At 58.0% G+C, this 24919-nt stretch carries 32 protein-coding genes and 1 tRNA gene; 10 read left to right on the plus strand and 23 right to left on the minus strand.

Features of this window, described 5'->3' with window-relative positions; genetic code table 11:
* Nucleotides 1–18: 18 nt before the first annotated feature.
* The 3 genes from accC to MHN28_RS04070 all read right to left on the minus strand — a co-directional run bounded on the left by accC (nt 19) and on the right by MHN28_RS04070 (nt 2569).
* The gene (gene accC, locus MHN28_RS04060; RefSeq protein ID WP_239336186.1) at nt 19–1368 is read right to left on the minus strand and encodes an acetyl-CoA carboxylase biotin carboxylase subunit; all 1350 of its coding nucleotides are present in this window, start codon (nt 1366–1368) and stop codon (nt 19–21) included.
* 9 nt (nt 1369–1377) lie between these two features.
* Nucleotides 1378–1881: an acetyl-CoA carboxylase biotin carboxyl carrier protein gene (gene accB / locus MHN28_RS04065; protein ID WP_239336189.1), complete on the minus strand. Its 504-nt coding sequence runs from the start codon at nt 1879–1881 to the stop codon at nt 1378–1380.
* A gap of 151 nt (nt 1882–2032) precedes the next feature.
* The gene (locus MHN28_RS04070; protein WP_239336192.1) at nt 2033–2569 is read right to left on the minus strand and encodes a LuxR C-terminal-related transcriptional regulator; all 537 of its coding nucleotides are present in this window, start codon (nt 2567–2569) and stop codon (nt 2033–2035) included.
* Between the two features lie 204 nt (nt 2570–2773).
* Here MHN28_RS04070 and MHN28_RS04075 point away from each other — a divergent pair, with 204 nt between their 5' ends.
* The 5 genes from MHN28_RS04075 (at nt 2774) to MHN28_RS04095 (ending at nt 8684) form a co-directional block, all read left to right on the plus strand.
* Nucleotides 2774–4069 carry a helix-turn-helix domain-containing protein gene (locus MHN28_RS04075; RefSeq protein ID WP_239336195.1) on the plus strand — a complete coding sequence of 432 codons (1296 nt, stop codon included), beginning with the start codon at nt 2774–2776 and terminating at the stop codon, nt 4067–4069.
* Nucleotides 4070–4145: 76 nt separating this feature from the next.
* Nucleotides 4146–4526 carry a response regulator transcription factor gene (locus MHN28_RS04080; RefSeq protein ID WP_239336198.1) on the plus strand — a complete coding sequence of 127 codons (381 nt, stop codon included), beginning with the start codon at nt 4146–4148 and terminating at the stop codon, nt 4524–4526.
* A complete protein-coding gene (locus MHN28_RS04085; RefSeq protein WP_239336201.1) occupies nt 4523–4837 on the plus strand; it encodes a hypothetical protein in 315 nt (104 codons plus the stop codon). The genes MHN28_RS04080 and MHN28_RS04085 overlap by 4 nt, the downstream gene beginning before the upstream one ends.
* Complete coding sequence (locus MHN28_RS04090) at nt 4825–7503, plus strand: sensor histidine kinase (RefSeq protein WP_239336204.1); 2679 nt, start codon at nt 4825–4827, stop codon at nt 7501–7503. The genes MHN28_RS04085 and MHN28_RS04090 overlap by 13 nt, the downstream gene beginning before the upstream one ends.
* 77 nt (nt 7504–7580) lie before the next feature.
* Nucleotides 7581–8684, plus strand: coding sequence for a FliM/FliN family flagellar motor C-terminal domain-containing protein (locus MHN28_RS04095; RefSeq protein ID WP_239336207.1), 1104 nt, complete (start codon nt 7581–7583; stop codon nt 8682–8684).
* A gap of 13 nt (nt 8685–8697) precedes the next feature.
* Here the strand turns inward: MHN28_RS04095 and MHN28_RS04100 are convergent, their stop codons facing one another.
* From MHN28_RS04100 to MHN28_RS04115, 4 genes are read right to left on the minus strand one after another with little or no spacing between them, the layout of a single operon-like run.
* On the minus strand, nt 8698–9129 hold the full coding sequence (locus MHN28_RS04100) for a TIGR01244 family sulfur transferase (RefSeq protein ID WP_239336210.1): 432 nt from the start codon (nt 9127–9129) through the stop codon (nt 8698–8700).
* Between the two features lie 9 nt (nt 9130–9138).
* Nucleotides 9139–9570, minus strand: coding sequence for a DUF6691 family protein (locus tag MHN28_RS04105; protein WP_239336213.1), 432 nt, complete (start codon nt 9568–9570; stop codon nt 9139–9141).
* Nucleotides 9570–9992: a YeeE/YedE family protein gene (locus MHN28_RS04110; protein WP_239336216.1), complete on the minus strand. Its 423-nt coding sequence runs from the start codon at nt 9990–9992 to the stop codon at nt 9570–9572. Before MHN28_RS04110 ends, MHN28_RS04105 begins: the two co-directional genes overlap by 1 nt.
* A gap of 32 nt (nt 9993–10024) precedes the next feature.
* Entirely contained in the window at nt 10025–10888 is an 864-nt protein-coding gene (locus MHN28_RS04115; RefSeq protein ID WP_239336219.1) for an MBL fold metallo-hydrolase, read from the minus strand.
* Between the two features lie 244 nt (nt 10889–11132).
* Between MHN28_RS04115 and MHN28_RS04120 the strand changes: the two genes are divergently transcribed.
* The gene (locus MHN28_RS04120; RefSeq protein ID WP_239336222.1) at nt 11133–11348 is read left to right on the plus strand and encodes a hypothetical protein; all 216 of its coding nucleotides are present in this window, start codon (nt 11133–11135) and stop codon (nt 11346–11348) included.
* Nucleotides 11349–11357: 9 nt separating this feature from the next.
* Here MHN28_RS04120 and MHN28_RS04125 read toward each other — a convergent pair whose 3' ends face one another.
* Nucleotides 11358–11576: a hypothetical protein gene (locus tag MHN28_RS04125; protein WP_239336229.1), complete on the minus strand. Its 219-nt coding sequence runs from the start codon at nt 11574–11576 to the stop codon at nt 11358–11360.
* Between the two features lie 161 nt (nt 11577–11737).
* Here MHN28_RS04125 and MHN28_RS04130 point away from each other — a divergent pair, with 161 nt between their 5' ends.
* Nucleotides 11738–12004: a DUF2312 domain-containing protein gene (locus MHN28_RS04130; RefSeq protein ID WP_058272185.1), complete on the plus strand. Its 267-nt coding sequence runs from the start codon at nt 11738–11740 to the stop codon at nt 12002–12004.
* An 18-nt stretch (nt 12005–12022) separates the two neighbouring features.
* Here MHN28_RS04130 and MHN28_RS04135 read toward each other — a convergent pair whose 3' ends face one another.
* A complete protein-coding gene (locus MHN28_RS04135) occupies nt 12023–12919 on the minus strand; it encodes a hypothetical protein (protein WP_239336232.1) in 897 nt (298 codons plus the stop codon).
* Between the two features lie 162 nt (nt 12920–13081).
* Here MHN28_RS04135 and MHN28_RS04140 point away from each other — a divergent pair.
* Nucleotides 13082–13157 (plus strand) — tRNA-Thr (locus tag MHN28_RS04140).
* 249 nt (nt 13158–13406) lie between these two features.
* On the opposite strand, the gene MHN28_RS04145 is transcribed toward MHN28_RS04140, so the two are convergent.
* The 10 genes from MHN28_RS04145 to MHN28_RS04190 all read right to left on the minus strand — a co-directional run bounded on the left by MHN28_RS04145 (nt 13407) and on the right by MHN28_RS04190 (nt 20440).
* A complete protein-coding gene (locus tag MHN28_RS04145; RefSeq protein WP_239336235.1) occupies nt 13407–13820 on the minus strand; it encodes a hypothetical protein in 414 nt (137 codons plus the stop codon).
* Nucleotides 13817–14809, minus strand: a complete 993-nt coding sequence (locus tag MHN28_RS04150) for a hypothetical protein (protein WP_239336238.1) — start codon at nt 14807–14809, stop codon at nt 13817–13819. The genes MHN28_RS04145 and MHN28_RS04150 overlap by 4 nt, the downstream gene beginning before the upstream one ends.
* Nucleotides 14810–14814: 5 nt before the next feature.
* Nucleotides 14815–15084: a hypothetical protein gene (locus MHN28_RS04155; RefSeq protein ID WP_239336240.1), complete on the minus strand. Its 270-nt coding sequence runs from the start codon at nt 15082–15084 to the stop codon at nt 14815–14817.
* Between the two features lie 48 nt (nt 15085–15132).
* Nucleotides 15133–15945 carry a DNA adenine methylase gene (locus tag MHN28_RS04160; protein ID WP_239336242.1) on the minus strand — a complete coding sequence of 271 codons (813 nt, stop codon included), beginning with the start codon at nt 15943–15945 and terminating at the stop codon, nt 15133–15135.
* A 135-nt stretch (nt 15946–16080) separates the two neighbouring features.
* On the minus strand, nt 16081–16476 hold the full coding sequence (locus tag MHN28_RS04165) for a hypothetical protein (RefSeq protein WP_239336244.1): 396 nt from the start codon (nt 16474–16476) through the stop codon (nt 16081–16083).
* Entirely contained in the window at nt 16476–17162 is a 687-nt protein-coding gene (locus MHN28_RS04170; protein ID WP_239336247.1) for a hypothetical protein, read from the minus strand. Before MHN28_RS04170 ends, MHN28_RS04165 begins: the two co-directional genes overlap by 1 nt.
* Nucleotides 17163–17164: 2 nt before the next feature.
* Nucleotides 17165–18313 (minus strand): phage tail protein, encoded by a 1149-nt coding sequence (locus tag MHN28_RS04175; protein WP_239336251.1) that lies wholly within the window; start codon nt 18311–18313, stop codon nt 17165–17167.
* 9 nt (nt 18314–18322) lie between these two features.
* Nucleotides 18323–18994, minus strand: a complete 672-nt coding sequence (locus MHN28_RS04180) for a phage tail protein I (RefSeq protein ID WP_239336254.1) — start codon at nt 18992–18994, stop codon at nt 18323–18325.
* Nucleotides 18994–20106 (minus strand): baseplate J/gp47 family protein, encoded by a 1113-nt coding sequence (locus tag MHN28_RS04185; protein ID WP_239336256.1) that lies wholly within the window; start codon nt 20104–20106, stop codon nt 18994–18996. The genes MHN28_RS04180 and MHN28_RS04185 overlap by 1 nt, the downstream gene beginning before the upstream one ends.
* Nucleotides 20096–20440, minus strand: a complete 345-nt coding sequence (locus MHN28_RS04190) for a GPW/gp25 family protein (RefSeq protein ID WP_239336259.1) — start codon at nt 20438–20440, stop codon at nt 20096–20098. The genes MHN28_RS04185 and MHN28_RS04190 overlap by 11 nt, the downstream gene beginning before the upstream one ends.
* Nucleotides 20441–20707: 267 nt before the next feature.
* Here MHN28_RS04190 and MHN28_RS04195 point away from each other — a divergent pair, with 267 nt between their 5' ends.
* Nucleotides 20708–21574 (plus strand): hypothetical protein, encoded by an 867-nt coding sequence (locus tag MHN28_RS04195; protein WP_239336261.1) that lies wholly within the window; start codon nt 20708–20710, stop codon nt 21572–21574.
* A gap of 41 nt (nt 21575–21615) precedes the next feature.
* On the opposite strand, the gene MHN28_RS04200 is transcribed toward MHN28_RS04195, so the two are convergent.
* Genes MHN28_RS04200 through MHN28_RS04215 form a run of 4 tightly spaced genes read right to left on the minus strand, consistent with a single transcriptional unit; the run spans nt 21616 to nt 23625 of the window.
* Nucleotides 21616–22083 carry a phage baseplate assembly protein V gene (locus tag MHN28_RS04200; protein ID WP_239336263.1) on the minus strand — a complete coding sequence of 156 codons (468 nt, stop codon included), beginning with the start codon at nt 22081–22083 and terminating at the stop codon, nt 21616–21618.
* A 5-nt stretch (nt 22084–22088) separates the two neighbouring features.
* On the minus strand, nt 22089–23111 hold the full coding sequence (locus tag MHN28_RS04205; RefSeq protein WP_239336265.1) for a phage late control D family protein: 1023 nt from the start codon (nt 23109–23111) through the stop codon (nt 22089–22091).
* A complete protein-coding gene (locus tag MHN28_RS04210; RefSeq protein ID WP_239336267.1) occupies nt 23090–23335 on the minus strand; it encodes a tail protein X in 246 nt (81 codons plus the stop codon). Before MHN28_RS04210 ends, MHN28_RS04205 begins: the two co-directional genes overlap by 22 nt.
* Nucleotides 23332–23625 carry a hypothetical protein gene (locus MHN28_RS04215; RefSeq protein ID WP_239336269.1) on the minus strand — a complete coding sequence of 98 codons (294 nt, stop codon included), beginning with the start codon at nt 23623–23625 and terminating at the stop codon, nt 23332–23334. The genes MHN28_RS04210 and MHN28_RS04215 overlap by 4 nt, the downstream gene beginning before the upstream one ends.
* A 67-nt stretch (nt 23626–23692) precedes the next feature.
* On the opposite strand from MHN28_RS04215, the gene MHN28_RS04220 reads away from it, so the two are divergent.
* Entirely contained in the window at nt 23693–24820 is a 1128-nt protein-coding gene (locus MHN28_RS04220) for a GFA family protein (protein WP_239336276.1), read from the plus strand.
* The last annotated feature ends 99 nt before the right edge of the window (nt 24821–24919 follow it).

The following is a 24919-nucleotide window of genomic DNA, read 5'->3' on the forward strand; positions in this document are numbered from 1 at the left end:
CCCTCTGGTCCCGAAGATTTATTGGGCCATATTCGCCGCAAGCCACTGTTCCAGCCAGTGAATGTTGTAGTCACCGCTGTGAATGTCGGGTTCTTGCAGCAGAGCGTGGAACAGCGGCACGGTGGTATCGATGCCGTCCACGATCAACTCTCCCAACGCACGATTCAGGCGGGCCAGAGCCTCTTCCCGGTCGCGGCCCTGAACGATCAGCTTGGCAATCAGCGAGTCGTAGTAGGGCGGGATCGAATATCCGTCGTACAGCGCCGAATCCATCCGTACGCCCAAGCCGCCGGGCGCGTGGTAGGCCGTGATCTTACCTGGGCAGGGAGAGAAGTTCGGCAGCTTTTCGGCGTTGATCCGAACCTCGATGGCGTGGCCATTGATTTCCAGATCGTCCTGACCGAACGACATCGGTTCCCCAGCCGCGACGAGAATTTGCTCGCGCACCAGATCGACGCCGAAAATACCTTCGGTCACCGGGTGTTCCACCTGCAGGCGGGTGTTCATCTCGATGAAATAGAACTCGCCATTCTCATACAGGAACTCAATCGTGCCCGCGCCGATATAGTTGATTTTGGCCACGGCGTCGGCGCAGATCTTACCGATCTTGGCACGTTCTTCGGGGGTTATGCAGGGACCGGGAGCCTCTTCAAACACTTTCTGGTGGCGGCGCTGCAGCGAGCAGTCGCGTTCGCCCAGATGCACCGCCTTGCCCTTGCCGTCGCCAAAGACCTGGATCTCAATATGGCGCGGCGTGGTCAGGTATTTCTCGATATAGACCTCGTCATTGCCAAAGGCGGCTTTGCCTTCGGCGCGCGCGGTCATGAAGGCGCTTTCCATCTCATCAGCGCTTTGCGCGACTTTCATGCCGCGACCGCCGCCACCGGCAGTAGCCTTGATGATGACCGGATAGCCGAATTCCTCACCGATTTTCTTGGCCGTAGCCAGGTCGGGGACGCCGCCGTCCGAGCCCGGAACGCAAGGCACACCAAGTTGTTTCATGGTGTCCTTGGCGGTGATCTTGTCACCCATGACGCGGATGTGTTCGGCGGTGGGGCCGATGAAGGTGATGCCGTGATCTTCGACGATCTGCACGAACTCGGCATTCTCGGAAAGGAAGCCATAACCGGGGTGGATCGCTTGCGCGCCAGTGATTTCACAGGCCGAGATAATCGCGGGTACGGACAGATAGCTTTGCGGGCTGGGCGGAGGGCCAATGCAGACCGATTCGTCCGCCATACGCACGTGCATCGCGTCGCTATCGGCGGTGGAGTGCACGGCGACCGTCGCAATCCCCATCTCGCGCGCGGCGCGGATGACGCGCAGTGCGATCTCGCCTCGGTTGGCAATCAGGATCTTGTCGAACATGGGCCCGCCTTACTCGATGATTACCAGAGGGGTGCCGAATTCCACAGCATCGCCGTCACCCACCAAAACACGTTTGATGGTGCCGGATTTGGGGGCGTGGATGTGGTTCATGGTTTTCATCGCCTCGACGATCAGCAGGGTGTCGCCTTCGGACACCGATGCGCCGACGCTGATGAAGGCAGGTGCGCCCGGTTCGGGCTGCATATAGACGGTTCCCACCATTGGCGAGGTAACGGCGCCGGGGTGGCTGGCCGGGTCTTCCTGCGCGGCGGGGGCGTCGGCAGGGGCGGCCGCTGCGGCGACGGGGGCGACCGCGGGGGCCGGAGCCGCGGCCGGAACGGCCACCTGAACCGGAGCGGGTGCGACCTGTGACATGCGGCTTACGCGCACGTTCAGGCTGTCTTCCTCGCCATATTCACGCTTGACCTGCAGTTCAGTCAGGTCGTTTTCGCGCAGCAATTCGGCCAATGCCTTGATGAATGCCACATCCGCTTCGTGTTTGGTGTCTGTCATGAGTGTCCTCGACGGTTCCCCTTTGGCCCGTCTATTTGGTGCGGGCTTTGGTCTGATTACGCAGCGTTATAAGCTATGCGCCCTGTCATGAAAAGCGCGTCTCGGCCTGTCAGATAGGGGTTTTACCCAAGTTTTTGAGGGGCAAAAGTGATTAGAGGGGCATTCCCGAGAGTTTTGCCACAAGTTCCGGTAGTTTACGTGCGCCAAACTTCTCAAGCAATCGCGCGCGATACGCTTCGATCGTGCGGTAACTCAGCCCCAGTTCCACACCGATCTCCTTGGCTGACAGGCCCCGGCAAGACATGATGGCGACTTCGCGCTCCCGGGCTGTCAGTTCGACGAGGGGGCGTTCCTCGGAGATGTCAGAGAAGCTCCAGATGCCGTGACGAAACGGGTCATCCGGAGTCAGGGAACGCCCGCGCGCCCGGCACCAGAACAGATCGCTGTTGCGTCTGCGCATGACACGCTCGTCAGTGTAATACCCGGTGTCGCGCATCACTTGCAGGCTGCGGGCACCAATTCGTTCCCAATCTGCGACTGACGGGTAGAGGTGCAGCAGAGGCATATTGCGATATTCTGCTTCTTCGCCGCCAAAGGTGCGTGCGAATTGCAGATTGCAGCGTCGGATGATGCGGTTTTCCAACTCGACCAATCCGATGGGGGCATATTCGAAAGCTGGATCGCTCATCCGGCTATCGTGCCGGGATTTCGGGGAAATTAGAAGAGGGGTGGAGAAATTTTGGTTGTACGGCGGTCATTTGGGTGTTCGCGATGCAAGGTGAATTCCAGGGTGCACTTGTGAAGTTTGTAAATAAGCTATGAAAACTGGCTGTTAAGCGTTAGAAATCTATAAGGAGTTCTGAAAAGATAGGGGTAGTATGGGCGCGAGATCATGCGTGATACGCTGACGGGCAGCCGTATTCGTGAGCGACGCCAGATCGCGGGTCTGCGTCAGGCTTCGCTTGCGCGGCAGGTTGGAATTTCAGCGTCTTATCTGAACCTCATCGAACACAACCGCCGACGGATCGGGGGCAAGCTGTTGGTCGATATCGCCAATGCCCTAGCCGTAGAGCCTTCGTTGCTGACGCAGGGAATCGAGGCGACGCTGATCTCGGCATTGCGCGAAGCTGCGGCGGATGCAGTTGGACAAAAGGCCGAGGTTGACGGGCTCGAAGAATTCGCGGGGCGGTTCCCGGGGTGGGCAGGTGTGCTGGCTCAGATGCACCGCCGGGTCGTGTCGCTCGAGCGCACTGTCGAAACGCTGTCAGACCGTTTGACCCACGACCCGCACCTGGCCGCGTCTATGCATGAGGTTCTGTCAACCGCTGCCGCGATTCGGTCAACGGCGGCTATTTTAGCCGAGACGCAGGAGATCGAGCCCGAATGGCAGGACCGTTTCCACCGCAACTTGCATCAGGACGCGGAACGGCTGGCGGACAGTTCCAAGTCATTGGTGGCGTATCTCGATGATTCCGAATCTGCTGAGGACCGTCGCGGAGTACCTTCCGAAGATGTTGAAGCGTTCTTCGATGCCAACGGACACCATTTCCCTCAGATTGAGGAAGGTGGAACCAGCTCGGACATCGATCTGAGCAAACTGGATTCATCTGCCGCAAGATCTGTGACCAAGAGCTTTCTGGATATTTATGTGGCCGACGCCCGGGCAATGCCTTTGGCCGAAGTTCAGGCAGCTCTGACCGGGGCTGAACCCGACCCGTTGCAGTTGGCTGCACGGTTTTCGGTGGATGTTGCGACGGTGCTTCGGCGGCTGGCCGCGTTGCCCGAAGGATATCTGGGGCGGCCAACCGGGCTGGTGGTTTGTGACGCGTCCGGCAGTATTCTGTTCAGCAAGCCCGTGCCCGGATTCGCCATGCCCAGATTTGGCGAAGCATGCCCGCTGTGGCCAGTGTTTCAGGCACTCAGCAGGCCATTGGTTCCTATCCGCAAACGTGTCGTGCAGCTGGGTCGAACCGCAGCCGAATTTGATTGCTACGCCTATGCCTGGCCTCAGACGGTGTCCGCCTATGACGATGCGCCGGTTTACCACTCGGTCATGCTGGTCCGTGCGGTTGAAGAGGGTGGTCAGGACGCGCAATTCGCGACTCGGGTTGGTCCAAGCTGTCGGGTCTGTCCCAATGGCGACTGCAAGTCGCGCCGAGAGCCGTCGATTCTGAGCGAAGGTTTTTGACAGTTTCCTGACAGAGCGCGTAAGCTGACGCCGACGGGTTCACGGACAGATCCCGTCACGGGGAGGGATGGAACATATGAGCCGTAAGGTTCTGTTAATTGAGGACGAGCCCAACATCGCCGAGGCTATTCGATTTTTGCTGACGCGCGAAGGTTGGCTGGTGGAAACGCATGCCGAAGGCTCGGATGCGGTTCAGGTCATTCAGGGTGCAAACCCTGATCTTGTTATTCTGGATGTTATGCTGCCTGGAAAAAGTGGCATGGAGATTTTGCGTGATCTGCGCGAGATAGAAGACCTGCAGGGTTTGCCCGTCCTGATGCTGACGGCCCGGGGCCAATCACGTGATCGGGAAATGGCTGAAAACGCGGGAGTCAGCCGCTTTATGACCAAACCCTTTTCCAATGCCGAAGTGCTGACGGCTGTGCGAGACCTGCACGCGCAGGCAACACGGTCATGAGCCTGGGCGAAGATCGACAGCCCAAAGGGGCGCGGCCTTCGCTGTTTCTTGAGCGTCAAAGCTATCGACGCCGCAGGCTGACAGATGCAGCTCGGCTGCTGCCAATTCTGGGGGCAGTGCTGATCGCGCTGCCGTTGCTATGGCCCAGTCAAAGCGCGTCCGGTGACGGTGTGCCTTTGTCTTCGGCTATTTTGTACATCTTCACATGTTGGGCCTTGCTGATTGTGATCAGCCTGATCTTTGGTTTTGCCGCCAGACGCATGGCAGCAAATGACGATTCCGAGCCGGAGTCGGATCGATGGCCACGCTGAATGTTCTGATCCTCGTTTGCCTTGGCTATGTCGTTCTGTTGTTCGGCGTGGCCTTTGCGGCCGACCGGATGGCTGCTGCTGGCAGGGGGGCTTGGCTGCGGTCTCCGTTGATCTACACACTGTCGCTTTCGATCTACTGCACCGCTTGGACGTTTTACGGTGCGGTAGGCAACGCGGCTCGATCAGGGTTGGAGTTCGTAACGATTTACCTCGGACCTACGCTGGTCATGCTCAGCTGGTGGTGGGGTCTGCGTAAGTTGGTGCGGGTCGGGCGCAGCCAGCGGGTAACTTCCATCGCTGACCTGATCTCATCGCGTTATGGCAAGTCCAATACGCTGGCGATATGTGTGACCATTTTGGCCGTTCTGGGCGGGACGCCCTACATCGCGCTGCAGTTGCAATCCATTACACTGTCTTTTTCCATCTTTGCCGAGGCTGACCCGTCAGGCCTGTATCGGGAGGGGGCCAGTGTGTTCTGGGTGGCCGCCGGGCTGGCGGTGTTTGCGATTCTGTTCGGGACCCGAAATCTGGACGCGAACGAACGCCACCACGGGGTGGTGACGGCAATCGCACTGGAATCAGTCGTAAAACTCTTCGCGTTGCTCGCAGTCGGGATATTTGTTGTCTGGGGTATCGCTGGTGGTGTCGGTCCGATGATGGATCGCATCGATGCGTCCGAGATCGGACAATGGAACGTGGATGGCGGGCGCTGGACAACATTCATCTTTCTATCTGCCGCCGCCTTTATCTGCCTGCCGCGCATGTTTCAGGTGATGGTGGTTGAGAACGCTGATGAAGGCCATCTGAGAACTGCGGCCTGGGCTTTTCCACTTTACCTGCTGCTAATGAGTTTGTTCGTCATTCCCATCGCAGTTGTAGGTCTGGATTTGATGCCCGAAGGATCGAACCCGGACCTGTTCGTTCTGACCGTGCCCTTGTCACAGGGCAATGACTGGCTGGCGATGTTCTCCTTTATTGGCGGTTTTTCTTCGGCAACCTCCATGGTCATCGTGACGGCGATGGCGCTGTCGACCATGGTGTCGAACCATCTGGTCATGCCGATCTGGCTGAGCACGCAGGAAGGCTCCGGCTCGGTGTCCGGGGATGTTCGCAACGTTGTACTGGTTGCGCGACGTGTGTCCATCGCGGTCATCATGGCGCTAGGCTTCTTCTATTATCGTTTGTCCGGCGGCGGCACCGCCCTGGCTTCGATCGGGCTGGTGGCCTTTGCGGGGATCGCCCAGATTCTGCCGGCGCTGGTCGGTGGCCTGTTCTGGCGCGGGGCTACGCGAACCGGGGCACTGGTTGGGCTGACGGTTGGGTTCCTTCTGTGGATCTACACCCTGCTGCTGCCGGGGATGGGTGGCGCCCTGATGCCCGAGGCGGTTTTGCAAAACGGCCTGTTCGGTTGGAGCTGGCTGCGCCCGCAGGCCCTGTTCGGGATCGACGGTATGGATCCGATGGTCCATACGGTTATGTGGTCGCTGACCCTGAACACATTTGCATTCTGCACCGCATCCTTGCTGAGTTTTCCCAGCCCGCTGGAACGTCTGCAGGGTGCGCAATTCGTCAACGTTTACGACCACTCAGTCGCGGCGCGGGGCTGGACAGGGTCAGTGGCGCAAAGCGAAGACCTCATGATCATGACCCAGCGAATTCTTGGCGCAGGTCCGGCGCAGGAGTTCTTTCAGGCTGAGGCCAAGGCGCAGGGCGGCCGGGCAAGCCTGCCTGAACCAACGCCGGGCTTTCTGGAACGTCTGGAGCGCGAGCTCAGCGGTTCCGTTGGGGCTGCGACGGCTCATGCGATGATCGGGCAGATCGTCGGCGGTTCATCGGTTTCGGTCGAGGATCTTTTGGCCGTGGCGGACGAGTCCGCGCAACTTTTGGAATACTCCAGCCAGCTTGAAGTCAAATCCGCAGAGCTCAGCCGCACCGCGCGGCAGCTGCGTGAGGCAAACACCAAGCTGACGCAAATTTCCGAACAAAAGGACAGTTTTCTCAGTCAGGTCAGCCATGAATTGCGCACGCCTATGACGTCGATCCGCGCGTTCTCTGAAATCATGCGCGATACGGATGGACTGAGTACTGAGGAACAGACCCGATATGCAGCGATCATCCATGATGAAGCGCTGCGGCTGACGAGATTGTTGGACGATCTGCTGGACCTGAGCGTGCTGGAAAGCGGCCGGGTCAACCTGAATATGGGCGGGGATACTCTGTGCTCGGTTCTGGATCGGGCAGTGTCCAGCGCGCTGGCCGGATCACGACCGACGTTAAAGGTTCGGCGGTCAAGGTCGTCCGAGCGAATCCCACTGCACACCGACCTTGACCGGCTGGGGCAGGTCTTCATCAACCTCATTTCGAACGCACAGAAATACTGCGATGCGGATGAGCCGGTCTTGACGATTTCAGCCCACGACGTCGGTGGGCAGGTCGTAATCGACTTTGCCGACAATGGCAGCGGCATCCCGCCCGAAGCGCAGTCGATGGTATTTGAGAAATTTGCCCGCGTTGGTGTGGACAAGGCCGGTGGCGCCGGGTTGGGTCTGGCGATCTGCCGCGAGATCATGCAGCGGTTGGGCGGCGAGATCAGTTACCTGCCCGGTCAGGGTGGCGCGGCTTTCCGCGTCCGCCTGCCATTGGCTTACCAGCAGGCCGCGCAATAAGGCGGCCATAAAGACATTGGTAACCTGCGTCGGGTTAGACCGGATATCAGATTCAGATACTCAGAGCGGTAACCGGAATGACGCAGTCTGTCAGCACAGCTTTGGCACGCAAACTTTCGGCAGGGCAGGAAGAGCAGGGTGAAAAGCCGCGTTCCGTTCTGCGTGCGTTGCGACTGGCGTTTGCCCGAACAGCCGGTGACCGAATTCAATTGCCGCTTTCCGTTATCGGCGCAAAGCAATCCAACAGAGCGCCGGACGACCTGACCGATGCAGCGGGCCAAGATTGGCTGCTGCTTCAGCTCAGCAACGATGACGGGATGTCTGCGGCTGTTTGCATGGACATGGGGGCTGCTTCCGCAATCGTTCAGGTGCAGACAATCGGGGAAGTTATGTCGGCCCCTCCGGCTGCACGGGATTACACAGATACCGATGCCGCTATGGTGGCCCCGCTGATGGAAGAGGCACTGACGAGGGCCGTTGGTCTGGTCGAAGCGGCGACCGATCGGTCCAGCCTTTCGGGTTATGAATTCCGCGCGCGGCTTGTCGATCTGCGTAGCCTGACGCTGGCTATGGTCGAAGACGCATATCGTGTGTTTGAGCTGACAGTGGAACTGGGCGGGGGGCTCCGACAGGGTCAGATCTCGGTCCTGCTGCCCGAACTACCGGCAGAGCAGGGTGCCGGTGATACGAAACCGGAGGAGTTGGGGCCGAATCTCGAACAGGCGTCCGGTGTCGTTCGGGCAGAATTAAATACTGTGATCAGCCGGATGTCTTTGCCCTTGGCCACTCTTTCCGGGCTTGTGGTGGGTGATGTTCTGCCGCTGGTAGGGTCAAGGCTGGACCGCGCAGAAGTCCTGACAATCGATCGGACCCGAGCTGCGGTAGGACGTTTGGGGCAATGTGGAGGGATGCGCGCTGTAAGGTTAAACGAATATGCCGCATCGTCGCCTGAACATTCGGATACACCCGATTTCCTCGAAGCCAGATCAAACGTAGCACGGCAAGAGGTTTTGGACGAACCGGCGCAGGCCAGTCTTTCCCATAGTGTTGTGCCCTCAGACTCAGCGGCGATGAGCGACATAGGAAAGGGGCTGGGCTTTGAAAACCCGGATCAAATGGTAGCCGAAATTTCGCAACTGGCGGGTCTGACGGGGTTGGGTGACAAACCCAGCCAAACCTGATGAGCCAACAACCTCAACGGTCAATGTTTCGCATGTGGTCCAACGCTGGTCGCAGGTTTTCCAAGGCATAACCAGCTTTGGTTGTGGCCTGCAGAATATCATCTGTACTCATGCGGTCGCATTGGCCAAGGGCCCACACTACCGAACAGCGCGTGCCAGACGCACAATAGGCCAGAACCGGCCCCGAACAGCTTTCGGCAAGCTCTCGTTGCAAGGCCACGTTGCTGGGCGTCATGGTCTGATGTGTTAATTCCAGAACTTCGTATTCCAACCCCGCTGCCCGCACGGCCTGACCAATCGCATCCGACTGCATATCGTAGGGAACTTCGGCATTCGGTCGGTTGCAGATGACCTTAACGAAACCTGCAGCGGCAATGGCTGGGACGTCCTCGACCGTGATCTGGGGCGAGACGGCGTAGCGGGGGGTTATTGGTCGAATCTCCATGACAATTGCTTAGGCCGCGTTTGCGGTCCTGTCCAGTTGCGCGCCAAGGCCAGGGGCCGCAAACATTCCTGCAATCATGGCGACCAGAAACACCACACCCCCGAAGCCGCCATAGGTGACGGATGCGATCGCGGGGCCAGGGCAGAGCCCTGCCAAGCCCCAGCCCATACCGAACATCACAGAACCCGCAACAAGGCGGCGATCCAGCTCGAGCGAACCCATCTTTGGAAAATGGCCACCGGTCAGCGGACTAAGGTGGGGCGTCATCCTCCACGCGATGAACATTGGCAGGATCGCTCCACCCATCACAAAGGCCAATGTAGGATCCCAGTTCCCGAATACGTCCAGCCAGCCCTGAACTTTCGTGGTGTCTGTCATGCCCGAAATCAAAAGTCCGGCACCGAACAGAGATCCGGCAAGCAAAGAAATGAGACCGCGCATCAGATCAGCCCCCAGACGTGGCGCATCAGCGCAACGGTCACTCCACCTGCACCAATGTAGATTAAGGTTGCGACGATGCCTCTGAGTGAAAATCGAGAGATTCCGCACACCCCGTGCCCCGAAGTGCACCCGTTGGCAATCCGAGTACCGGCGCCGACCAACAACCCGGCGATGACGATCACAACGAAATTGCTGGTCAGATGCGTTTCGGAAGCCGATGAGAATAAGGGTCGCAGTAGGACAGGCATGCCAATGACCCCGGCAATGAAGCAAAGCCGCTCAAATGCCCGGTCGCTGCCATCAACCAGCCCCCCCAATATCCCGCTGGCACCCATGATGCGGCCATTGCCCAAAAGGTAGACTGCGGCACCAAGCCCGATCAGCAGGCCGCCGACCAGCCCCCATATCCATTCCGTATGCATTGAGTATCCTTTGTCCGATTGATCGGCGCGTGTCACAGCTTGTTGATTGGGATTTTTAAGAACACGTCACCCTCGTCATCCGCCGGAGGCATCTGACCCGCGCGCATATTGACCTGCAATGAGGGCAGGATCAGGCGCGGCATCGGCAATGTCGCATCCCGCGCATCGCGCATTTCGACGAATTCTTCGATCGTCCGACCTTGCCCAATATGGACGTTCAGGGCCTTTTGCTCTCCAACCGTCGTTTCCCAGGCATATTCGTCGCGCCCGGGTGCTTTGTAGTCGTGACCGACGAAGATCCGGGTCTGGTCCGGCAAGGACAGTATTTTTTGGATCGACCCGAACAGCGTCTCTGACGACCCGCCCGGGAAGTCGCACCGCGCCGTGCCGAAATCGGGCATGAACAACGTGTCGCCGACGAAAGCCGCATCGCCAATCACATATGTCATACATGCGGGCGTATGGCCGGGCGTGTGCAAGACGTCGCCGCGCATCTGACCGACATGAAAGCTGTCGCCGTCGCGGAACAGCGCATCGAACTGGCTGCCGTCGCGCTGGAACTCGGTGCCTTCGTTGAAAATCTTGCCGAAGGTTTCCTGAATTGAGACGATCTGGTCCCCGATGCCGATTTTCCCGCCCAATTCCTGCTGCAGGTAGGGCGCGGCCGAAAGGTGGTCGGCGTGGACATGGCTTTCCAAAATCCACTCGACCCGAAGTTCATTGTCCCGGACGTAAGCCACAATCTGATCTGCCGAGCTGGTGTTCGTACGACCAGAGGCGTGATCGAAATCGAGAACGCTGTCGATGATGGCGCAGGCCGTACCTTCGGGTTCTTGAACGAGGTAGGAAACCGTAAAGGTCTCGGGGTCGAAAAAGGCTTTCACAATCGGTGTCATTTGGCCCTCCGTCAGCGCGTCTTTATTCGTATATTATTTTTCGAATGTGACGCAATCGGCATTTTTTATTTGATGCCTGTCAAGGCAACTTAATCTGAATCCGAGTAGAATTTAATCATTCTGCTTTAGGTTGCCGAAACGGCGTTGCGGGCAGGCGGGTTTCCGCGCGTTTGCCGGCTAAGATCGGCAGGTCTTAAAACGGTTACCTATATCAGTGACACTGACAGCAATTGGGAGGATGAATATGTCTACAATGAATTTGTATTCCGAAGCCGAACACTTGGAGCAAAAGCTGCAGAATGCCTGTCTGGAAACACGTCTTGCCCTGCAGCCCAGCGTGACCAATGTGATTGCTCGCATGCGTCAGCAAGGTGTGCATGTGCCTTCGCGCCTGCGTCGGCTTGATGCGGCTTTGTGTGAAGATGTCATGGAAGCGCATTTCGACAACATGCCGATCTGAGGCCCTGAATCAGCCGAAAGAAATTCCTAGAATAACCAGCATCAGGCCAATCACCGAAAGAAAAAGCGAAGCCAGATTCCACGGTAGAACGCTTTGAACAACGGCGCGCAATTCGTCATCCGAAAGGCCGGACTTGCGCGCCTTCATCACACGCAGGATACACCAGACCAGGCCCAGCAAGCCGGCAAGCGACAGGGCGGCGCCGCCCCAGGTGATGAATTCGAACATGGATTCTCACATCTTCCCGCAAATCTTGGTTGCGCTTAGCGGATCGGTTGTCCGCGCACAAGCCCGCCCGGGATTGGATGCTTGCAGCCCACGCGGTGGCAATGTATCCGGCTAACTGCCGTTGCTAATGCATCAGATCGCAGCCTTTTGGAGAGATGAATATGGAAGATGTGACCGAAGATCAGGCCGCCGCCAACTACCGAGTGACAGCGGGCGAGCTGCGCCAGTTCGTGGAGCGGATCGAACGCCTGGACGCCGAAAAAAAGGATCTGGCGGAACAGCAAAAAGAAGTGATGGCCGAAGCCAAGGCGCGTGGCTACGACACCAAGGTCATGCGTAAGGTCATTGCGCTGCGCAAGCGCGACAAGGACGATATCGCCGAAGAAGAAGCTGTGCTTGAAATGTATAAAGAAGCATTGGGCATGTAAGCTGCAACGGGGTTGTATTCAGGGCTTCAGTACCCTTACCCCGGTCATCGAATCCAGCTTGCTCAGGTCTTGCTCGTATAACTCGAAGAACGCGTCGACGATCTCTTCGCTCCAGCCGGGCAAGTCCAGCTCTTCTTCTATTTTTTCCGGCTGGGCATGGTCGTCCAATACCGCGGCAAGAGCGTCTCTTGTATCGGCCTTCGGTTGATCGGAACCTGCATCCAGAATTGCCTTGGCCAGCGCTTTTCCCTTATCGGTCAAAAGCGATATCAGCAGATCGTACTCATCCACAATCTGGGCGTCGTCCGGCAACCCACCGATGCTGCGCAGGATATCGCCCCAGATCAACGGAGTGTCTTCGTTAGCCCATAGCGTGATCTGCACGTCCGGAGCGAAGTCCCGGATATCTTCAATCATTCCGATCCAACTGAGGTGGCTTAGATCATTGCTGCGGATGGCGTTTTTGCGTTCCTCTTCGGTGAGGGACATCAGGTGTTTGGGGATAAAGCTACCGGGATTCCTGAGCGCCAGAAACAGCTCGACCTGACAGTCGCGAAAGGCTTCCTCCAAAACCGACATTCGTTTTCCTGCGGAGGGATAGAGCTGTCCATCCGAAAGCAGTGTGCCTTTCTCTCCGGCAAAGCCGTCGCTTGTGAAAATGGTGCGCTGCATTTCCGGATCGGTCGGCAGATTGCCTCGAATGCGTTCGATCTCGTCCGGCATTGGCGGCCGGGCATTCAGTGCTTCAAACGCTGGTTTGAATACCTGCCGATATCGGCGAGGGCCAAAAAGCGCGACACCGTATTGTGCAAGCATATCCCCATTGGCCTGCAACGAACTCAGCAGCCGCCCTTCGTCGGTAAACGCTGCGCCTGCGTGGATAGCAACCTGCATATTCGGTTCTTGTCCTTGCATTCTTGTGCCTGCCTGTCGAGTTACAGGCTGTGCTTGGGACAGTCAAATCGCCCCCGTGGTGGCAAGTGACTGATCGCATCACAAGGAAATTCGAAAATCCCTAAGTTAGGATGAAAATTGAGGCTTGCAGTCCGGTAAAAGAGACAGTAATCGACACCCAGCGCCCCTATAGCTCAGCTGGTAGAGCAACTGATTTGTAATCAGTAGGTCCGCGGTTCGAGTCCGTGTGGGGGCACCACAAAACTCATGAAATCTCTTAAATATCAGCGTGTTAAAGCGCATTCGCTGGATTCGAAGGTGACACACGAGGTGACGCTATGCCTCTAGTCATCGCTGAATTTGGAGCGATTATGATCTCAGCGAATATAGCCGGACGCGGCCTTCGGGACACAGGGACGCTACAATCGGGACAAAATCTGTATCGCGGTATAGCGCGGCACGGCTATTGGCAGACGGCGGCGACGTTATTGTCGGCGTGCGCGCCGGTTCAGACGACCTCGGCTGCAATCACCCCCAATACCGCTAGCAACGATACCGCGTCGTCACTGACGTAAGCCGTGATCTTGTCTGGCACGGGTGCAGGCAACGGCAACGGATTGCCTTCACCATCAAAACTGGGCTCGACCAGGATGAACGACGCCTGCGCCGTTGCTGCCTGCTCCAGATCGACACCGTCAGGCACTCGGCTCTCAGCGACCAGTTGCGTCAGGATCGCCGGATTCGCCACTCCGGCAATCTGCATATCTGTCCACATACCGGAAGAAACGGCGTAACGGTCACCACCCTTTTTCCACGCCGCCGCGTGGTAAGTGTTCAGGTGGTCGCACTTGCCCAGCAGCATATGCACGTGATTTGCAGGGGCCATCAAGCCTTCACCAACAACAACGGTTATTCGTTTCATGCTGAGGCCCCCGATTTCATTTCAAGGTATTGCTGCAACTGAATGGTTTCCGGCCCCGTCAACGCGCGGTCTATGATGCCATGGGCATAGAGGTGCGCACTGCCAGGTAACGGCCTGCCGCCCGCCGCAATGGTTTGCCCGCCGTTAATTGTAATGCCATCCTGATCCGCCCAGAATTCTGTGGCATCCGACCCGAGGTCTGGCAGGGTCACGGTAAGTTCATCGTCAATCTGATCGTCCGACAGATACCAAATATCGCGCTGACCGGTTTCCGTAACGTCGTACCGATCAACGCGCTTTTGATAGGGTGTTATCGCAGTTCCGGCTTCATGCTGTGGATGCCAGACCTCTATCACCCGAGCCGTTGAACCCGCCCATGTGCTGATGTTGAACGACGTAGGCATGGCACCCGAGATCGAGCCGCTGATTTGCTCCCAGCCGCCATCGAACGCGTGGGTAAACTCACCCCCGCCACTTAGGCGGCAGCGGATCGTCTCGCCAGCTACCCCTTTGACCCAGAGGCTTCCTGTGTAGTCACCCGAGGGAAGGTTCAAAGTCTGCGTAAACACTTGATTGTGAGCGCTGAACGTGACGCGTGCCGCCGTCTGACTACCATCTGGTGCTATGGCGGCATCAACCTCAAGCGTGTTGCTTCCTGATCCCGATCCGCCGAAGTTGAACGCGGAAAAATCAGACGTGCCATTCAGATTCTGCCGCAACCCACTTGCAGGATGCCGCGCCAGCGTGGGTCGGTAATCGTCGTTCACCGGCTGTAGCGCATGGTGTCCGTTGCCGCTCTTGTCAGTTACCTGCGCCACAGGATGACCCGGTGCCGTTGCCGGGATACTGCCCGCCGCATCCTGAAACAGAGTTCCGTCATTCGACAGCTCGGCCAAAAAGAGCGGGTTCAGTGCGTCTGTAAATAACCCACCGCCACGCCCAAAGCGACCGGAAGCAAATCGGCCTGCGCCAAAACGCCCGACACCCATGCCGGTCACTCCTCAACAACCAATGTTGCCGGGCCGACCATCCAGAGGCGCTCGCCGTCCTTCAGCTGCATCGGCTTGCTGTCCAGCGGCAACAGAGGATGCCCGTTCTCGACAGCGATTGTCGGCAGGTCATCCGACATTGTCGTGACGTAGCGCGCCAGTTTGCTGCGGTGGCTGTCTTTTGGGTAAGACAGCAGGATATCGGTGTCGCCGTTCGCCGTGTAACGGGCGCTGGCGTCCCAGTTGTCCAAAGCGTTAATAACGGTGCTGGCCATTGCTTTTTTCCTTCACTTTTAACGGTTCCCGTAGGCGGCGATCACGCATCATTCACCCCACCAGAAATTGCTGATCAGCAGCTCGGCGCGTGCGCCTCGGGTGTCATTGGTTTTGCCGATGGAGTAGGTGGTCTCGATAGGCGTGATCCGGAACGCCGAGAAGATTTCGCGGATCTCGGGCACATCGTTGATCGACATGAGGAACTGACCCCGGATATCCTTTAGATGTACGGCCATTCGCTCAAAATCGGCCCGCTCAAACAGGTTCTTCCCGTAATCGTTCTCACAGCCCCAATAGGGTGGATCGAGGTAGAAGAATGCACTCGGCCGCTCAACGCGCCGGATGAATTCCGCATAATCCAGACAGGTTACTGTAACGCCGGACAGGCGCGTGTGCAGCGCTTCCAGATCCGATTCCAGCGTCGTCAGATTGAACCGGGCGGGACGGTCAACTGAGAGGCCGAAATTCCGTCCCGAAATCTTGCCGCCAAAGGCGGTGCGCTGCAGGTACAGGAAGCGCGCTGCGCGCTGCATATCGGTCAGCGTGGATGGGTCGGTATCAACCAGCCGGTTGAAGTTGGCCTGCGTTGTCAGTTGGAACCGCATCAGGTCCAGAAAGGCCACGTAGTGCTCCTGAAGGACACGGAACAGGTTGTAGACGTCCTGCTGGGCGTCGTTGATGAACTCGGCCCGGGCCTGTTTGCGGCGGCGCAGGAAGATACCGCCCATGCCCACGAATGGCTCGGCGTAGGTCAGGTGTGGGTCTGCGTCGATGATGGCGCAGATGCGCTTGGCCAAATTGCGTTTACCACCCAGCCATGGTGCGATTGGTTTGGTCTGCTCGATGTCATGCTTTGACATTTGTTCTCGAATCGTTCTCTTATGCGGCCATCTCATGATCATGAGTGCGGACGGCCTTGATTTGCGTCAGGTCGGCGGGGGGTCTTGGCTGGCTTCCCCGTGGTATTGGGCGGTTGCCGCCGCCCATGCCTCCGCTTAACGGTAGGTGTCCAAAACCCCCTGAAGGGTTGCGTAATAGTCCCGGTATTCGAAGGAGCCGAACTGGCCACCAACGCGCACTGCGAGATAGAAGATGAAGCTGACCAAAATGGCGGTGGTGGCTTTGGCTGGCCAACCAAGATCCTGATCTTGCGTAACGGCGTCCTTCAGCATCGCCTTCAGGAACTTCCAGTCGCATCGGGCTCGGTCCCAGCGGTCACCACCGACCGCGTAGCCGAAGTCATGGTGCCGCCAGCTGGCGTCCTGGAAGAACCAGCTGGCGGTTTCTGTAATGAAGCGACGCACCGCGTCGGGCAGCCAGAACGGCCCCAGTCCGTTGCCGAACTTTGCCTGCTGATCCGGGGTCAGATCATGAAACGACGGGCGCAGCATCAGTCCACCTGCACGCCAAGAGAGATGGCAAGAGCCTTGGCTTCCGCGATCCCGCCCTTCAGGATTTCTTCCCATTTGAACGGATCGGTTTCAGCTTCCAGCCTGTCGTCCAGTTTGACCCGCAAGCCCGTTGCCCTCGCAATGATGGCTTCAAACTGAGTGGCTCTGGCGATGATCTTGTCTGCAACCTCCGTCGCGGTCTTGTCCTGTACGTCCGCTTCACCCTTGATCATGGCGGACTGGTCCGGGCGCGCAGTTCCGGCCTTGACCGCGCGTGCGGCTTCCGCCTTGGCAGGCCAACTGGCACGTTCATATTGCGGGACTCGACCGCTGATCTTCTCAAGAAAGCCGTCGATCCACGAGACCATTGCCAGGCGCGCCGATGACCGATCCGGGTAGAGCGGCAGAACCGGCTTCTCGGTCAGCGCTTCGTCAGGCAGCGGGCCAAGGTCTTTGACCACATGCTCTGCACCATCTGCGGTCCAGTAGGTCGTATTCCGAAGATCGTCGACGAGTTTCCACGCGCCGTCTTTGAACACGCGCGCCTTGCCTTCCAGCTTGGCGGGCGGTTTGGTCAGCGTGGCATTGCCCGGAACAAGCGGCGTTCCGTCCTTCGGATCGGGCCTCGCGGTGCCCTCCGACAAAAACTCGCTCGTCTTGGCGTCGTAGTGATAAATCGATGTCATGATCAGGCTCCGAAGTTGTAGTCGGCCACGATGAAGCGCTTCACGGCAATGTTGCGCATGCGGTTTTCTGAGGCCGTTGGAACCACGCGTGATGCATCAAAATCGACCCAACCATACGTGGGACCACCAGCTTGCGTTGAATTTTCCAAAGCGGTGGGTGTGCCAGATGCCGGATCGAACCAGAATGGGCCGGTGGTGTCAGACCCACGAAACATCCAACCGTTGTCAGTCCCTATATGACCAACGATGTTTCGGATCGCGTCGCCCTGTTCTTCGGTCAGTGACCGGCCGACATCGATGCCGCGCCCACCGTCCAGCACCCGGTCAACTGTCGCCCTTGCGTCGATCAGATCGAAGGTGGTTGCACCATCGCCGGGACCGTAAGCAGCGGTTGACGCGCCTGTGGCGTCATAGCGGCCTGATGCCTGAACCTTCGCCCACAGGTCAGGATAAGAGGCGCGCGAAACAGCAGAACGGTCCAGTTCAAGTGCGATCACCTCGGCAGGCACGTCGGGCAGATCGTGGTAAGTCGTCAGGCGCTTTCCGATGGGATACACGGCCTGAATCAAGGACTGTCTGGCTTTGGCCAGCGTCAAAGGCGAGATGACTTTGTCTGGCTTTGCACCCGCTTGCGCTTCGGCCTCGGTGGCAAATGCTACAGCCAAGGTCCGATCCTGGCCCAAATCACCACCGCCTTGAAGGCCCGTGCCCGCGATGATCTTTCTCTCGTTCGGCACGTAAGCATCTGTGCCCTGCACCTGCAGGACGAGGTTCTGCAGATCGGAAAACAGCACATGGATGCGGATCAGCGAAGAGGTCGCGTCCTTGACCTGGTTCACTGGCGGGTCGTAGCGGGCGATGGCAATCAGATCGCCGTCTTTGTCGAACAGGCCCGCCTCGCGGATGATGAAGGGACCTTCGGTTGTCTCCAGCAGAATCTCGAAAAAGGCTGTGTTCAGGGCACCATCCACGGTTCCACTGGCCTGTACGGGTTTGCGGCCCTGCTCGTTCAGCAGGGCGGTTTCACCGCCGCCCGGAACGCGGTCCCCGTCGCCCCATGCGATATGTGTGATCTCCAGCGCCTCTTGTTGCGCAAGCGCGGCCGCTTCCTTGTTGCGGCCGATATTGGTGATGAGTGCCTTATGTGCCATGCGCGCTCCTTACGCGGTTGTCACAATGGATGTGATACGGGTGGTCGGGACAACGGCCATGGACGCCGCTGCGCCCAGTACAGGCGGCGGATCGATGACCGCGTCTGCAATTGCCGTGGTGTGGGTCAGGGGAAACGCGCCTGCATAGGATCTGCTGCGGCCGACAACGCCGATGCGCAGATCCGTGTCTTGCGACTGCCGCTTGGTCGCCTCGATCATTTTCAGCGTGGCACGGGTCTGGCGTGGCGAGAAGTAACCGTCGTCGTCATCGGGATAGAGCACGTCATCGACCATGATTGTCAGCCGGTGCGTGTTTGCTGCCCCTAAAGGTGTCTGCCGGTACCATTGCTCGATGTCTGCCGTCATGCCCATCAGGCTGAGGCCGAGCTTGACGCCTGCATCGTATCCTTCCAGCGATTGCAGCTCCCACGCGTTCTTCAGGATGCGCCGCTGGATGGCTTCGGGCAGCTCGGGGTCGATGAACTCCTGCATCGAGTATTCCGCGATCAGCGCGGGCAGCGCCTCGGCCGGGCAGGTCTCGGCCTCCTTGACCTGAAAAGCGGTAATCGGCTGGTCACGGATGATCTCGTTTAACGCCCGCAGATAAGCTGTGCCGCGCGCATCCTTCACCTGTGGCGGCGTGATGCGGTCGAGTTGATCGTTCTCCCAATAGCCCGCCATCACACTGCCTCCACCGTGACGTTCAGTGTCGTGCATTTGCGCCAGGACGACGCTGCCACCTCTTTGAAGGCGAGACCAGGCACAGAGGCATCCACCACGCCTGTCACATCACGCGCGGCGTCGATCAGAGCGGAGGGCGCGATGTAGCCGCCCAGACTGCGGGTCCATTCATCCAGCACGTTCTGGACAGCGGCCGTTGCGGGGGCTTCTGCTGTTGGGGTGGACAGGACCAGCGTCAGATTTGCGGTGAACGCGTCGGGCGCAGGGGCTTTGACCTGAATGAAATCCCCCTGATGCGTGTTGCTGTCATTGAACACGCCCAGAAGGGAGGTGATCTCCTGCGCGTTTGGCGCGCCGGTATCCATCAGCGGATAGATATCGACGTAACCCGGCTGCGGCCGGGTAATGTGGACATCGATGCAGCGGGCGTTCCAGCCCAGCACATCGGCACGGTACCGTTCCCGGTTCAGACCGCCCCCGATCCGCTCGAAGGCCAGCGCCAGACGCTCGCGGTAGCGGTCATCAGGTTCACGCTCGGAGCCGCCGCCGGTTTCAGTCAGGTTGGTCACGGCGCTGATGCCCGGCACCGGGTCCACCAGCACGGTGAGCGCGCCAACAGGCTGCCCATTCGCGCCGATCCCGACCTTTTTGGCCGTGGCAGGCACATCGATACTGGATTGCCCGACATCCAGCGCCACGGGCTGGCTGGTGGCGAACTGGACCTGCCCACCGGCGTCACCAACCCGCGTTCCGGCCGGGATCTGAATGCGGGCAACAGCGGGCTGTGCCGTCGAGAACCGCAGGTTGGTGGTGGCGGCCGTCGCCGTCAGGCGCGGTGTGTTGCGATCCGCGCCATGCCGGTCCAGCCAATCGCCCTGCGCCCATGCGATGAAACAGTTCTGCAGCGCCAGTTGTTCTTCAGCGCCACGCAGGGCCAGCATGTAGGCGATGGTCTCCAGCAGGTGCATCTCGACCTGCATCTCGGACAGGGTGCGGCCGGTGTCGGCTTCGAATTTCGCCTTGGCCTGATCCAGCAGTTTTTGCGCTTCGACGGTGACGAAACCGGGCGCGCCCGCCTTGTTCAGGACGGTGATTGGTGCATCAGAAGGCATAGGCCACCTCCGTGGTCTGGAAATCGTCCCCAACAGCCTCGACCGGCGACCACGTCACATTCAGCGAAATGGTCTCAAAGGTGGTCTGATAAGTGATCTCGTGCACCTTCACGCGGGGCACCCAGAGCTTCAGCGCTTCGCGTACCTCGGCCACGACAAACAGGCTGCGCACGTTCATCGGCCGATCCCGGAACTGGTCCAGATCACAGCCCTTTTCGGGGTTCAGCGGCACCGAGCCTTTGGGCGTCAGGATGCACTGGCGGATTTCCTGTGCCAGATCCTCAAGATCAGGCGCAATCTCGCCCCACGCAGGCCCCTCGGCCGTGCGTTTCATTTGCCAATGTACGTTTGTGATGGTGTTCCGATCCAGCATGAACAGGTGATGCCGGATCTGAGGGGGTAGCGGATACCTGAACTCAGTTCAGGGGAAGGTCAACAATCCAAGTAATGGAAGTGGTACGCAGCTTTCACAGGAATATGCGACAGGTCAAGATACAGATTATCGCTACGAAAGTGATCGAAAGACAGGCCTTTTTTGTATCTGTGACACACTCTAAATTACTGGTATGGCATCAAATATCCATTGGCTGCGATGATTTTTATGACCGAAGACAACGAAAACCCTAGCTCCGACGACGCAACTGATCCAATTGCCACGGTGTCTGACACCGTGGGAAAGGTCGCGAAAAGCGGCGTGTGGGACAAACTTTTAGGCCCAACAGCTGAAATTCTGGGTGAAGAGTTAGCTCGCCGTGTGAAAGCGCGTTTAAACGGTAAGCAATTGAGAAACCTCGAGGAGATTTCGGCACTTAGCGAACAGCCAAAACTTCTTGAAGCTCCATCGACAACGGTCACTCCAACTCAAGTGGGCGCACTAGTAGATTGGATTGATGGCGCCAAGGATATCAACACTGTAACCGAACCGGCTCTAGCTAAAGCGTGGAGCAAGGCATTGAACGAAATCAAACGTCAGGAATACACCCTTGTAAGCAGCCTACCTCGGTTCGATGATCAGATAGTATCTGACATTCAAGAAAGTAGTTTGATTTCGAACCGAACCGCTGCAGTGCTTTCCGAGGCCAAATTGGGAAGGGTTGTTGAACCGAAGCGGACTAGACGCATTGATCTAAAAGCAGCCATTATGTTCCCTTCAACGCTTGTGATGGGCATCGTCTTCAAAGCCACGGAGTACTTGACCGTACCAAGCAATAGCAGCCCTGGAGTGCTTTTTTATGTATTCGTTATCTTGGCATCGTTTTTGGTCATTTATCTCCTTTTTAGCCTGCGTGTTTTCGAAAGTCGCGATGGCAAAAGAAAAGTTGGCTATTCAACGCTGATTATGGGTGAGTATGGAGGACAGTCGTATAAATGGCTAAAAAAGGACCCCCAATTGGTCCGCATCGAGAAAGCACTCACTGGCAAGTCCAATATCACCAATTACTATCTAGTTGAACGATCTGGGAGTTAGCAGCTCTATACCGGCGAAAAATAGGATAACTCACTTATACGTCAATCTCCGACCTGCGTGATACCGTTGATCTTGGTCGCCTTCAGGTCGGTCTGGCCGGTCACCGTCAAATCACCCGTCACCTCAAGATCACCCTGCACAACCAGCTTGCCACCAGAGATCGACAAGACGATCCCGCTGGCGTGGTTGATCGAGAACGTTCCACCTTCCCAGATCACGGTTGAGCCGTCCGGCATCTCGAAATGCGCCGTCCCATCGCCTCCGGCCGGGGCGGGATCCGCATCGGAATAGAGCGCGCCCAGGACAACGCCCGATTCACGATTGGCATCGAGCAGGCACGCAACCTGACTGCCGGGTTTTGGGCGCGTGAACACCTTCATTCCAGCAGTACTGCGCTGCGCGACATCGAGCCAGCCGGAGATAACCTGGTCATTGTCTTCAAACCGAACTTTCACTTGCGATCCGCGCCCTTCGACGACGATGCCGCGCTTCATCTGATCGGATTGCATGGAACTCACTCCACCAGCTTGAGATCAATGTTGGTCGTGTACCCGTCCGAACTGAACCTGTGCCGCGCCATGGTGATCAGCCAGCGCCCGGCATAGCGCCCATAGCTCGGCCCCAGCGCCACAACCTGACCGGCCAGCAGTAAAGGATCACCAACGGTTGTAATGCGGCCAGTGGCCAACGCGTCATTCTCACGTGCCAGGCGGGCGACACACATCCGCTCGGCATGGGTTTGTGTCTCGACACGATCATCCAGTTTCAGCGTGTCACCGGACGGCACGCGCGGATCCTCGGCCTCGGCCGTCAAGACGGTTTTGCGAACCGGGTGCAGATAGCGCGCCTGCGCCTTCGCATAGAGCTTGTGGGTGGATTTCCGGAACTGGTACCGGGTCACGGGATCACCGTTGACCAGGTCAAAGGTTCGGACAGGCGCTGCGCGCTCGATGGCCTCACGGGCGGTAAAGACCAGCTGGTCTCCCTTGACGGTAAAATAGCAGCCCCAGTCCTCGGCCAGCCGGGTCAGAAACGCCAGATCGCCCTGCTTGTTCTGACTGATGCGCTCAAAGGACAGATCGGGGATTTCGCCCACCACCTTCAGCTGATGCCGCCCCGCCACCTCGTTCACGATGTCCGAAAGTGATTTCTGATCATACGCGGCCGAGCGTTCTGTGCGCAGCTCTTTCGAGGTGAAGGCCGACAGCGCCTTGAACGTGGCAATGTCGCCACCGGCATCGCCTTCAGCTTCGGTCTCGTCCACGGCGAACAACCCGCAGGGCACGCGGATCCCGCGCAGGCCCGTATAGCCCATGACGGCCGAGACCTCGGTGCCCTCATCGATGCCCCAGCTACTGCGCCACAGCCCGCGCCCGTCGGCCAGCTTGAAACTGATATCGTCCACTTCACCGTGATGCACGTCGCGATAGGTGAACCGGCGCAGATCCTTGCCCAGAAACAGCCCCGAGGGTGTACCGGCAACGGTGATGTCCACGACGGGTTGCTGCGGGCCGATCATGGTGTGGCCTGTTTCCATGGTGGCAACTGCACCGCTTCGATCTCGCTCTGCTCCAGCACGGGGATCTTCAGCACCGTGCCCGGCTCGAGGGTCAGCGGCACCGGGTTGCTGGTGTCACCGACCAACTCGGGATTGGCCAACAGGATGTGATGCAACAGCTTGGCGTCACCGTAATAGCGGTGCGCGATCAGATCCCAGCGCTCGCCCGGCCGGGTGGTGTGTTCAAGGTAGGTCTGGCTCATCTCAGCCTCCGGAGGGCGGGGTTGACGGCAGCGCGCACAACACCGGCCGCCGCATCGCGCAGGCTGCCCAGCGGGCTGGCGCTCTCGATCAGCTCAACCTCGATCTCGACCCGAACCAGTCGACCCTTGGGCGTGGTTTTCTGCCGCCGGATCCGCAAGCGCTCGATGACGTAGACGCTGACGTCAAAGCCCTTCAGATCGAAGAACAGCTTCATCGGCACGCGCCCCTGAAACGCCAGCTCTATGCGGACATTCACCAGCGAGCTTTGCGGATCCCGAGAAGCGGACACAGCGGTTGTTGAACATCTAACCTGAAGAGGACGAGGGCTCGCCGCCGCCGGATTACAGCTATTTCTGATGGAGTTGTTCGAGTATTATGTTGCTATGCCACAACCCATGCTTCGAAAACTCGCTGCCATCGTTTCAGCAGACGTGGCTGGCTACTCGCATCTGATGGAATTGGATGAAGCCGGGACAATCTCCCGCCTCTCTGAATGTTTCGACAATGTCTTCTCGCCGCGCGTAGATTCTCGAAATGGACGTGTCGTTAAGTTTATGGGCGACGGCGTTCTAGTGGAGTTTGCGTCGGCTCTGGATGCTGTCACCTGCATGCTGGAAATCCAGTGCGCCCTGAAAGGGTGGGAGACCAATGTGGAGACTGCCCATCGGATAGAATTCAGAATGGGCGTCAATATCGGGGACATTACGATCATCGGTGACGATATCTTTGGCGATGGGGTCAATCAGGCGGCCCGATTGCAGGAGATATCTAAGCCAGGTGAAATTTGCATTTCCGCAGCGGTGCATGAGCAGATCAAAGGTAAGGTCGAACAGATATTCCATGATCTCGGACACCGTAGGCTTAAAAATATGGCTGAACCAGTGCGAGTATTCTCTACTGGTGCCAAAGCAACAGGCGAATACGAAAGACCATCTGGCTGGCCGTTCTTTTCAGCGACTACACGCAAGCCGGTGGCCGCGGGCGGATGCCTTTGCGGCAAAATAAAATACAAGGTTTGGTCACAACCGGTAACAGTTGGGTTTTGCCATTGTCGGCACTGTCAACTCGCACTTGGAGCGCCATTGAACGCCTGGGCGATTTTCGAGAAGCAAAATGTAACGTTTGAAGGCGATCCACCCGGGCTTTATGCGTCCTCGCAGCTTTCCGAGCGGGCATTCTGTAAAACCTGCGGCTCAAGCATTTATACAGACGTAAAAGAGCTTGGGTACTTTTCGATCAGGGTTGGAACTTTCGATAACCCAGCCGACTTCCCTCCTGAACTGCATTTCGGTGTTGAGAGCCAGATACCCTGGGTCGATATTCATGACGATTTGCCAAGGATCAGGACGGAGAATGATCCGCAGCTTTCATCGCGCTGGGTCGCCGCGGGCGAGTCAAAAGCTGGACCAACACCGCCAGATGCAAAAAAGCGCAAAGTTTTTGATGGTCCACCCAAGCTCAAAAAACAAAGCTGGCCTGGGTAAACTTATTACCCTTTTTTTCAGACATAGACGAAACTCCGGAATAACTTGTTCGGGTCGGCTATACATGCATGCTGGAGAAATTGATTTCATCGTAAGATT

Origin of the sequence: Ruegeria sp. Ofav3-42, assembly GCF_022347725.1 — a bacterium.
Classification (GTDB): Bacteria; Pseudomonadota; Alphaproteobacteria; order Rhodobacterales; family Rhodobacteraceae; genus Ruegeria.

Excerpts from the sequence above, each read along its gene's own strand:
- MHN28_RS04110 (WP_239336216.1), bottom strand. The coding sequence starts at position 9,992 with ATGCATACGGAATGGATATGGGGGCTGGTCGGCGGCCTGCTGATCGGG.
- MHN28_RS04120 (WP_239336222.1), top strand. The coding sequence starts at position 11,133 with ATGTCTACAATGAATTTGTATTCCGAAGCCGAACACTTGGAGCAAAAG.
- MHN28_RS04150 (WP_239336238.1), bottom strand. The coding sequence starts at position 14,809 with ATGGGTGTCGGGCGTTTTGGCGCAGGCCGATTTGCTTCCGGTCGCTTT.
- MHN28_RS04205 (WP_239336265.1), bottom strand. The coding sequence starts at position 23,111 with ATGGAAACAGGCCACACCATGATCGGCCCGCAGCAACCCGTCGTGGAC.
- MHN28_RS04135 (WP_239336232.1), bottom strand. The coding sequence starts at position 12,919 with ATGCAAGGACAAGAACCGAATATGCAGGTTGCTATCCACGCAGGCGCA.
- MHN28_RS04165 (WP_239336244.1), bottom strand. The coding sequence starts at position 16,476 with ATGCTGCGCCCGTCGTTTCATGATCTGACCCCGGATCAGCAGGCAAAG.
- accB (WP_239336189.1), bottom strand. The coding sequence starts at position 1,881 with ATGACAGACACCAAACACGAAGCGGATGTGGCATTCATCAAGGCATTG.
- MHN28_RS04070 (WP_239336192.1), bottom strand. The coding sequence starts at position 2,569 with ATGAGCGATCCAGCTTTCGAATATGCCCCCATCGGATTGGTCGAGTTG.
- MHN28_RS04185 (WP_239336256.1), bottom strand. The coding sequence starts at position 20,106 with ATGCCTTCTGATGCACCAATCACCGTCCTGAACAAGGCGGGCGCGCCC.
- MHN28_RS04220 (WP_239336276.1), top strand. The coding sequence starts at position 23,693 with ATGGAGTTGTTCGAGTATTATGTTGCTATGCCACAACCCATGCTTCGA.
- accC (WP_239336186.1), bottom strand. The coding sequence starts at position 1,368 with ATGTTCGACAAGATCCTGATTGCCAACCGAGGCGAGATCGCACTGCGC.
- MHN28_RS04130 (WP_058272185.1), top strand. The coding sequence starts at position 11,738 with ATGGAAGATGTGACCGAAGATCAGGCCGCCGCCAACTACCGAGTGACA.
- MHN28_RS04075 (WP_239336195.1), top strand. The coding sequence starts at position 2,774 with ATGCGTGATACGCTGACGGGCAGCCGTATTCGTGAGCGACGCCAGATC.
- MHN28_RS04125 (WP_239336229.1), bottom strand. The coding sequence starts at position 11,576 with ATGTTCGAATTCATCACCTGGGGCGGCGCCGCCCTGTCGCTTGCCGGC.
- MHN28_RS04085 (WP_239336201.1), top strand. The coding sequence starts at position 4,523 with ATGAGCCTGGGCGAAGATCGACAGCCCAAAGGGGCGCGGCCTTCGCTG.
- MHN28_RS04105 (WP_239336213.1), bottom strand. The coding sequence starts at position 9,570 with ATGCGCGGTCTCATTTCTTTGCTTGCCGGATCTCTGTTCGGTGCCGGA.
- MHN28_RS04090 (WP_239336204.1), top strand. The coding sequence starts at position 4,825 with ATGGCCACGCTGAATGTTCTGATCCTCGTTTGCCTTGGCTATGTCGTT.
- MHN28_RS04210 (WP_239336267.1), bottom strand. The coding sequence starts at position 23,335 with ATGAGCCAGACCTACCTTGAACACACCACCCGGCCGGGCGAGCGCTGG.
- MHN28_RS04170 (WP_239336247.1), bottom strand. The coding sequence starts at position 17,162 with ATGACATCGATTTATCACTACGACGCCAAGACGAGCGAGTTTTTGTCG.
- MHN28_RS04100 (WP_239336210.1), bottom strand. The coding sequence starts at position 9,129 with ATGGAGATTCGACCAATAACCCCCCGCTACGCCGTCTCGCCCCAGATC.
- MHN28_RS04080 (WP_239336198.1), top strand. The coding sequence starts at position 4,146 with ATGAGCCGTAAGGTTCTGTTAATTGAGGACGAGCCCAACATCGCCGAG.
- MHN28_RS04190 (WP_239336259.1), bottom strand. The coding sequence starts at position 20,440 with ATGAAACGCACGGCCGAGGGGCCTGCGTGGGGCGAGATTGCGCCTGAT.
- MHN28_RS04200 (WP_239336263.1), bottom strand. The coding sequence starts at position 22,083 with ATGCAATCCGATCAGATGAAGCGCGGCATCGTCGTCGAAGGGCGCGGA.
- MHN28_RS04175 (WP_239336251.1), bottom strand. The coding sequence starts at position 18,313 with ATGGCACATAAGGCACTCATCACCAATATCGGCCGCAACAAGGAAGCG.
- MHN28_RS04095 (WP_239336207.1), top strand. The coding sequence starts at position 7,581 with ATGACGCAGTCTGTCAGCACAGCTTTGGCACGCAAACTTTCGGCAGGG.
- MHN28_RS04195 (WP_239336261.1), top strand. The coding sequence starts at position 20,708 with ATGACCGAAGACAACGAAAACCCTAGCTCCGACGACGCAACTGATCCA.
- MHN28_RS04155 (WP_239336240.1), bottom strand. The coding sequence starts at position 15,084 with ATGGCCAGCACCGTTATTAACGCTTTGGACAACTGGGACGCCAGCGCC.
- MHN28_RS04115 (WP_239336219.1), bottom strand. The coding sequence starts at position 10,888 with ATGACACCGATTGTGAAAGCCTTTTTCGACCCCGAGACCTTTACGGTT.
- MHN28_RS04180 (WP_239336254.1), bottom strand. The coding sequence starts at position 18,994 with ATGGCGGGCTATTGGGAGAACGATCAACTCGACCGCATCACGCCGCCA.
- MHN28_RS04160 (WP_239336242.1), bottom strand. The coding sequence starts at position 15,945 with ATGTCAAAGCATGACATCGAGCAGACCAAACCAATCGCACCATGGCTG.
- MHN28_RS04145 (WP_239336235.1), bottom strand. The coding sequence starts at position 13,820 with ATGAAACGAATAACCGTTGTTGTTGGTGAAGGCTTGATGGCCCCTGCA.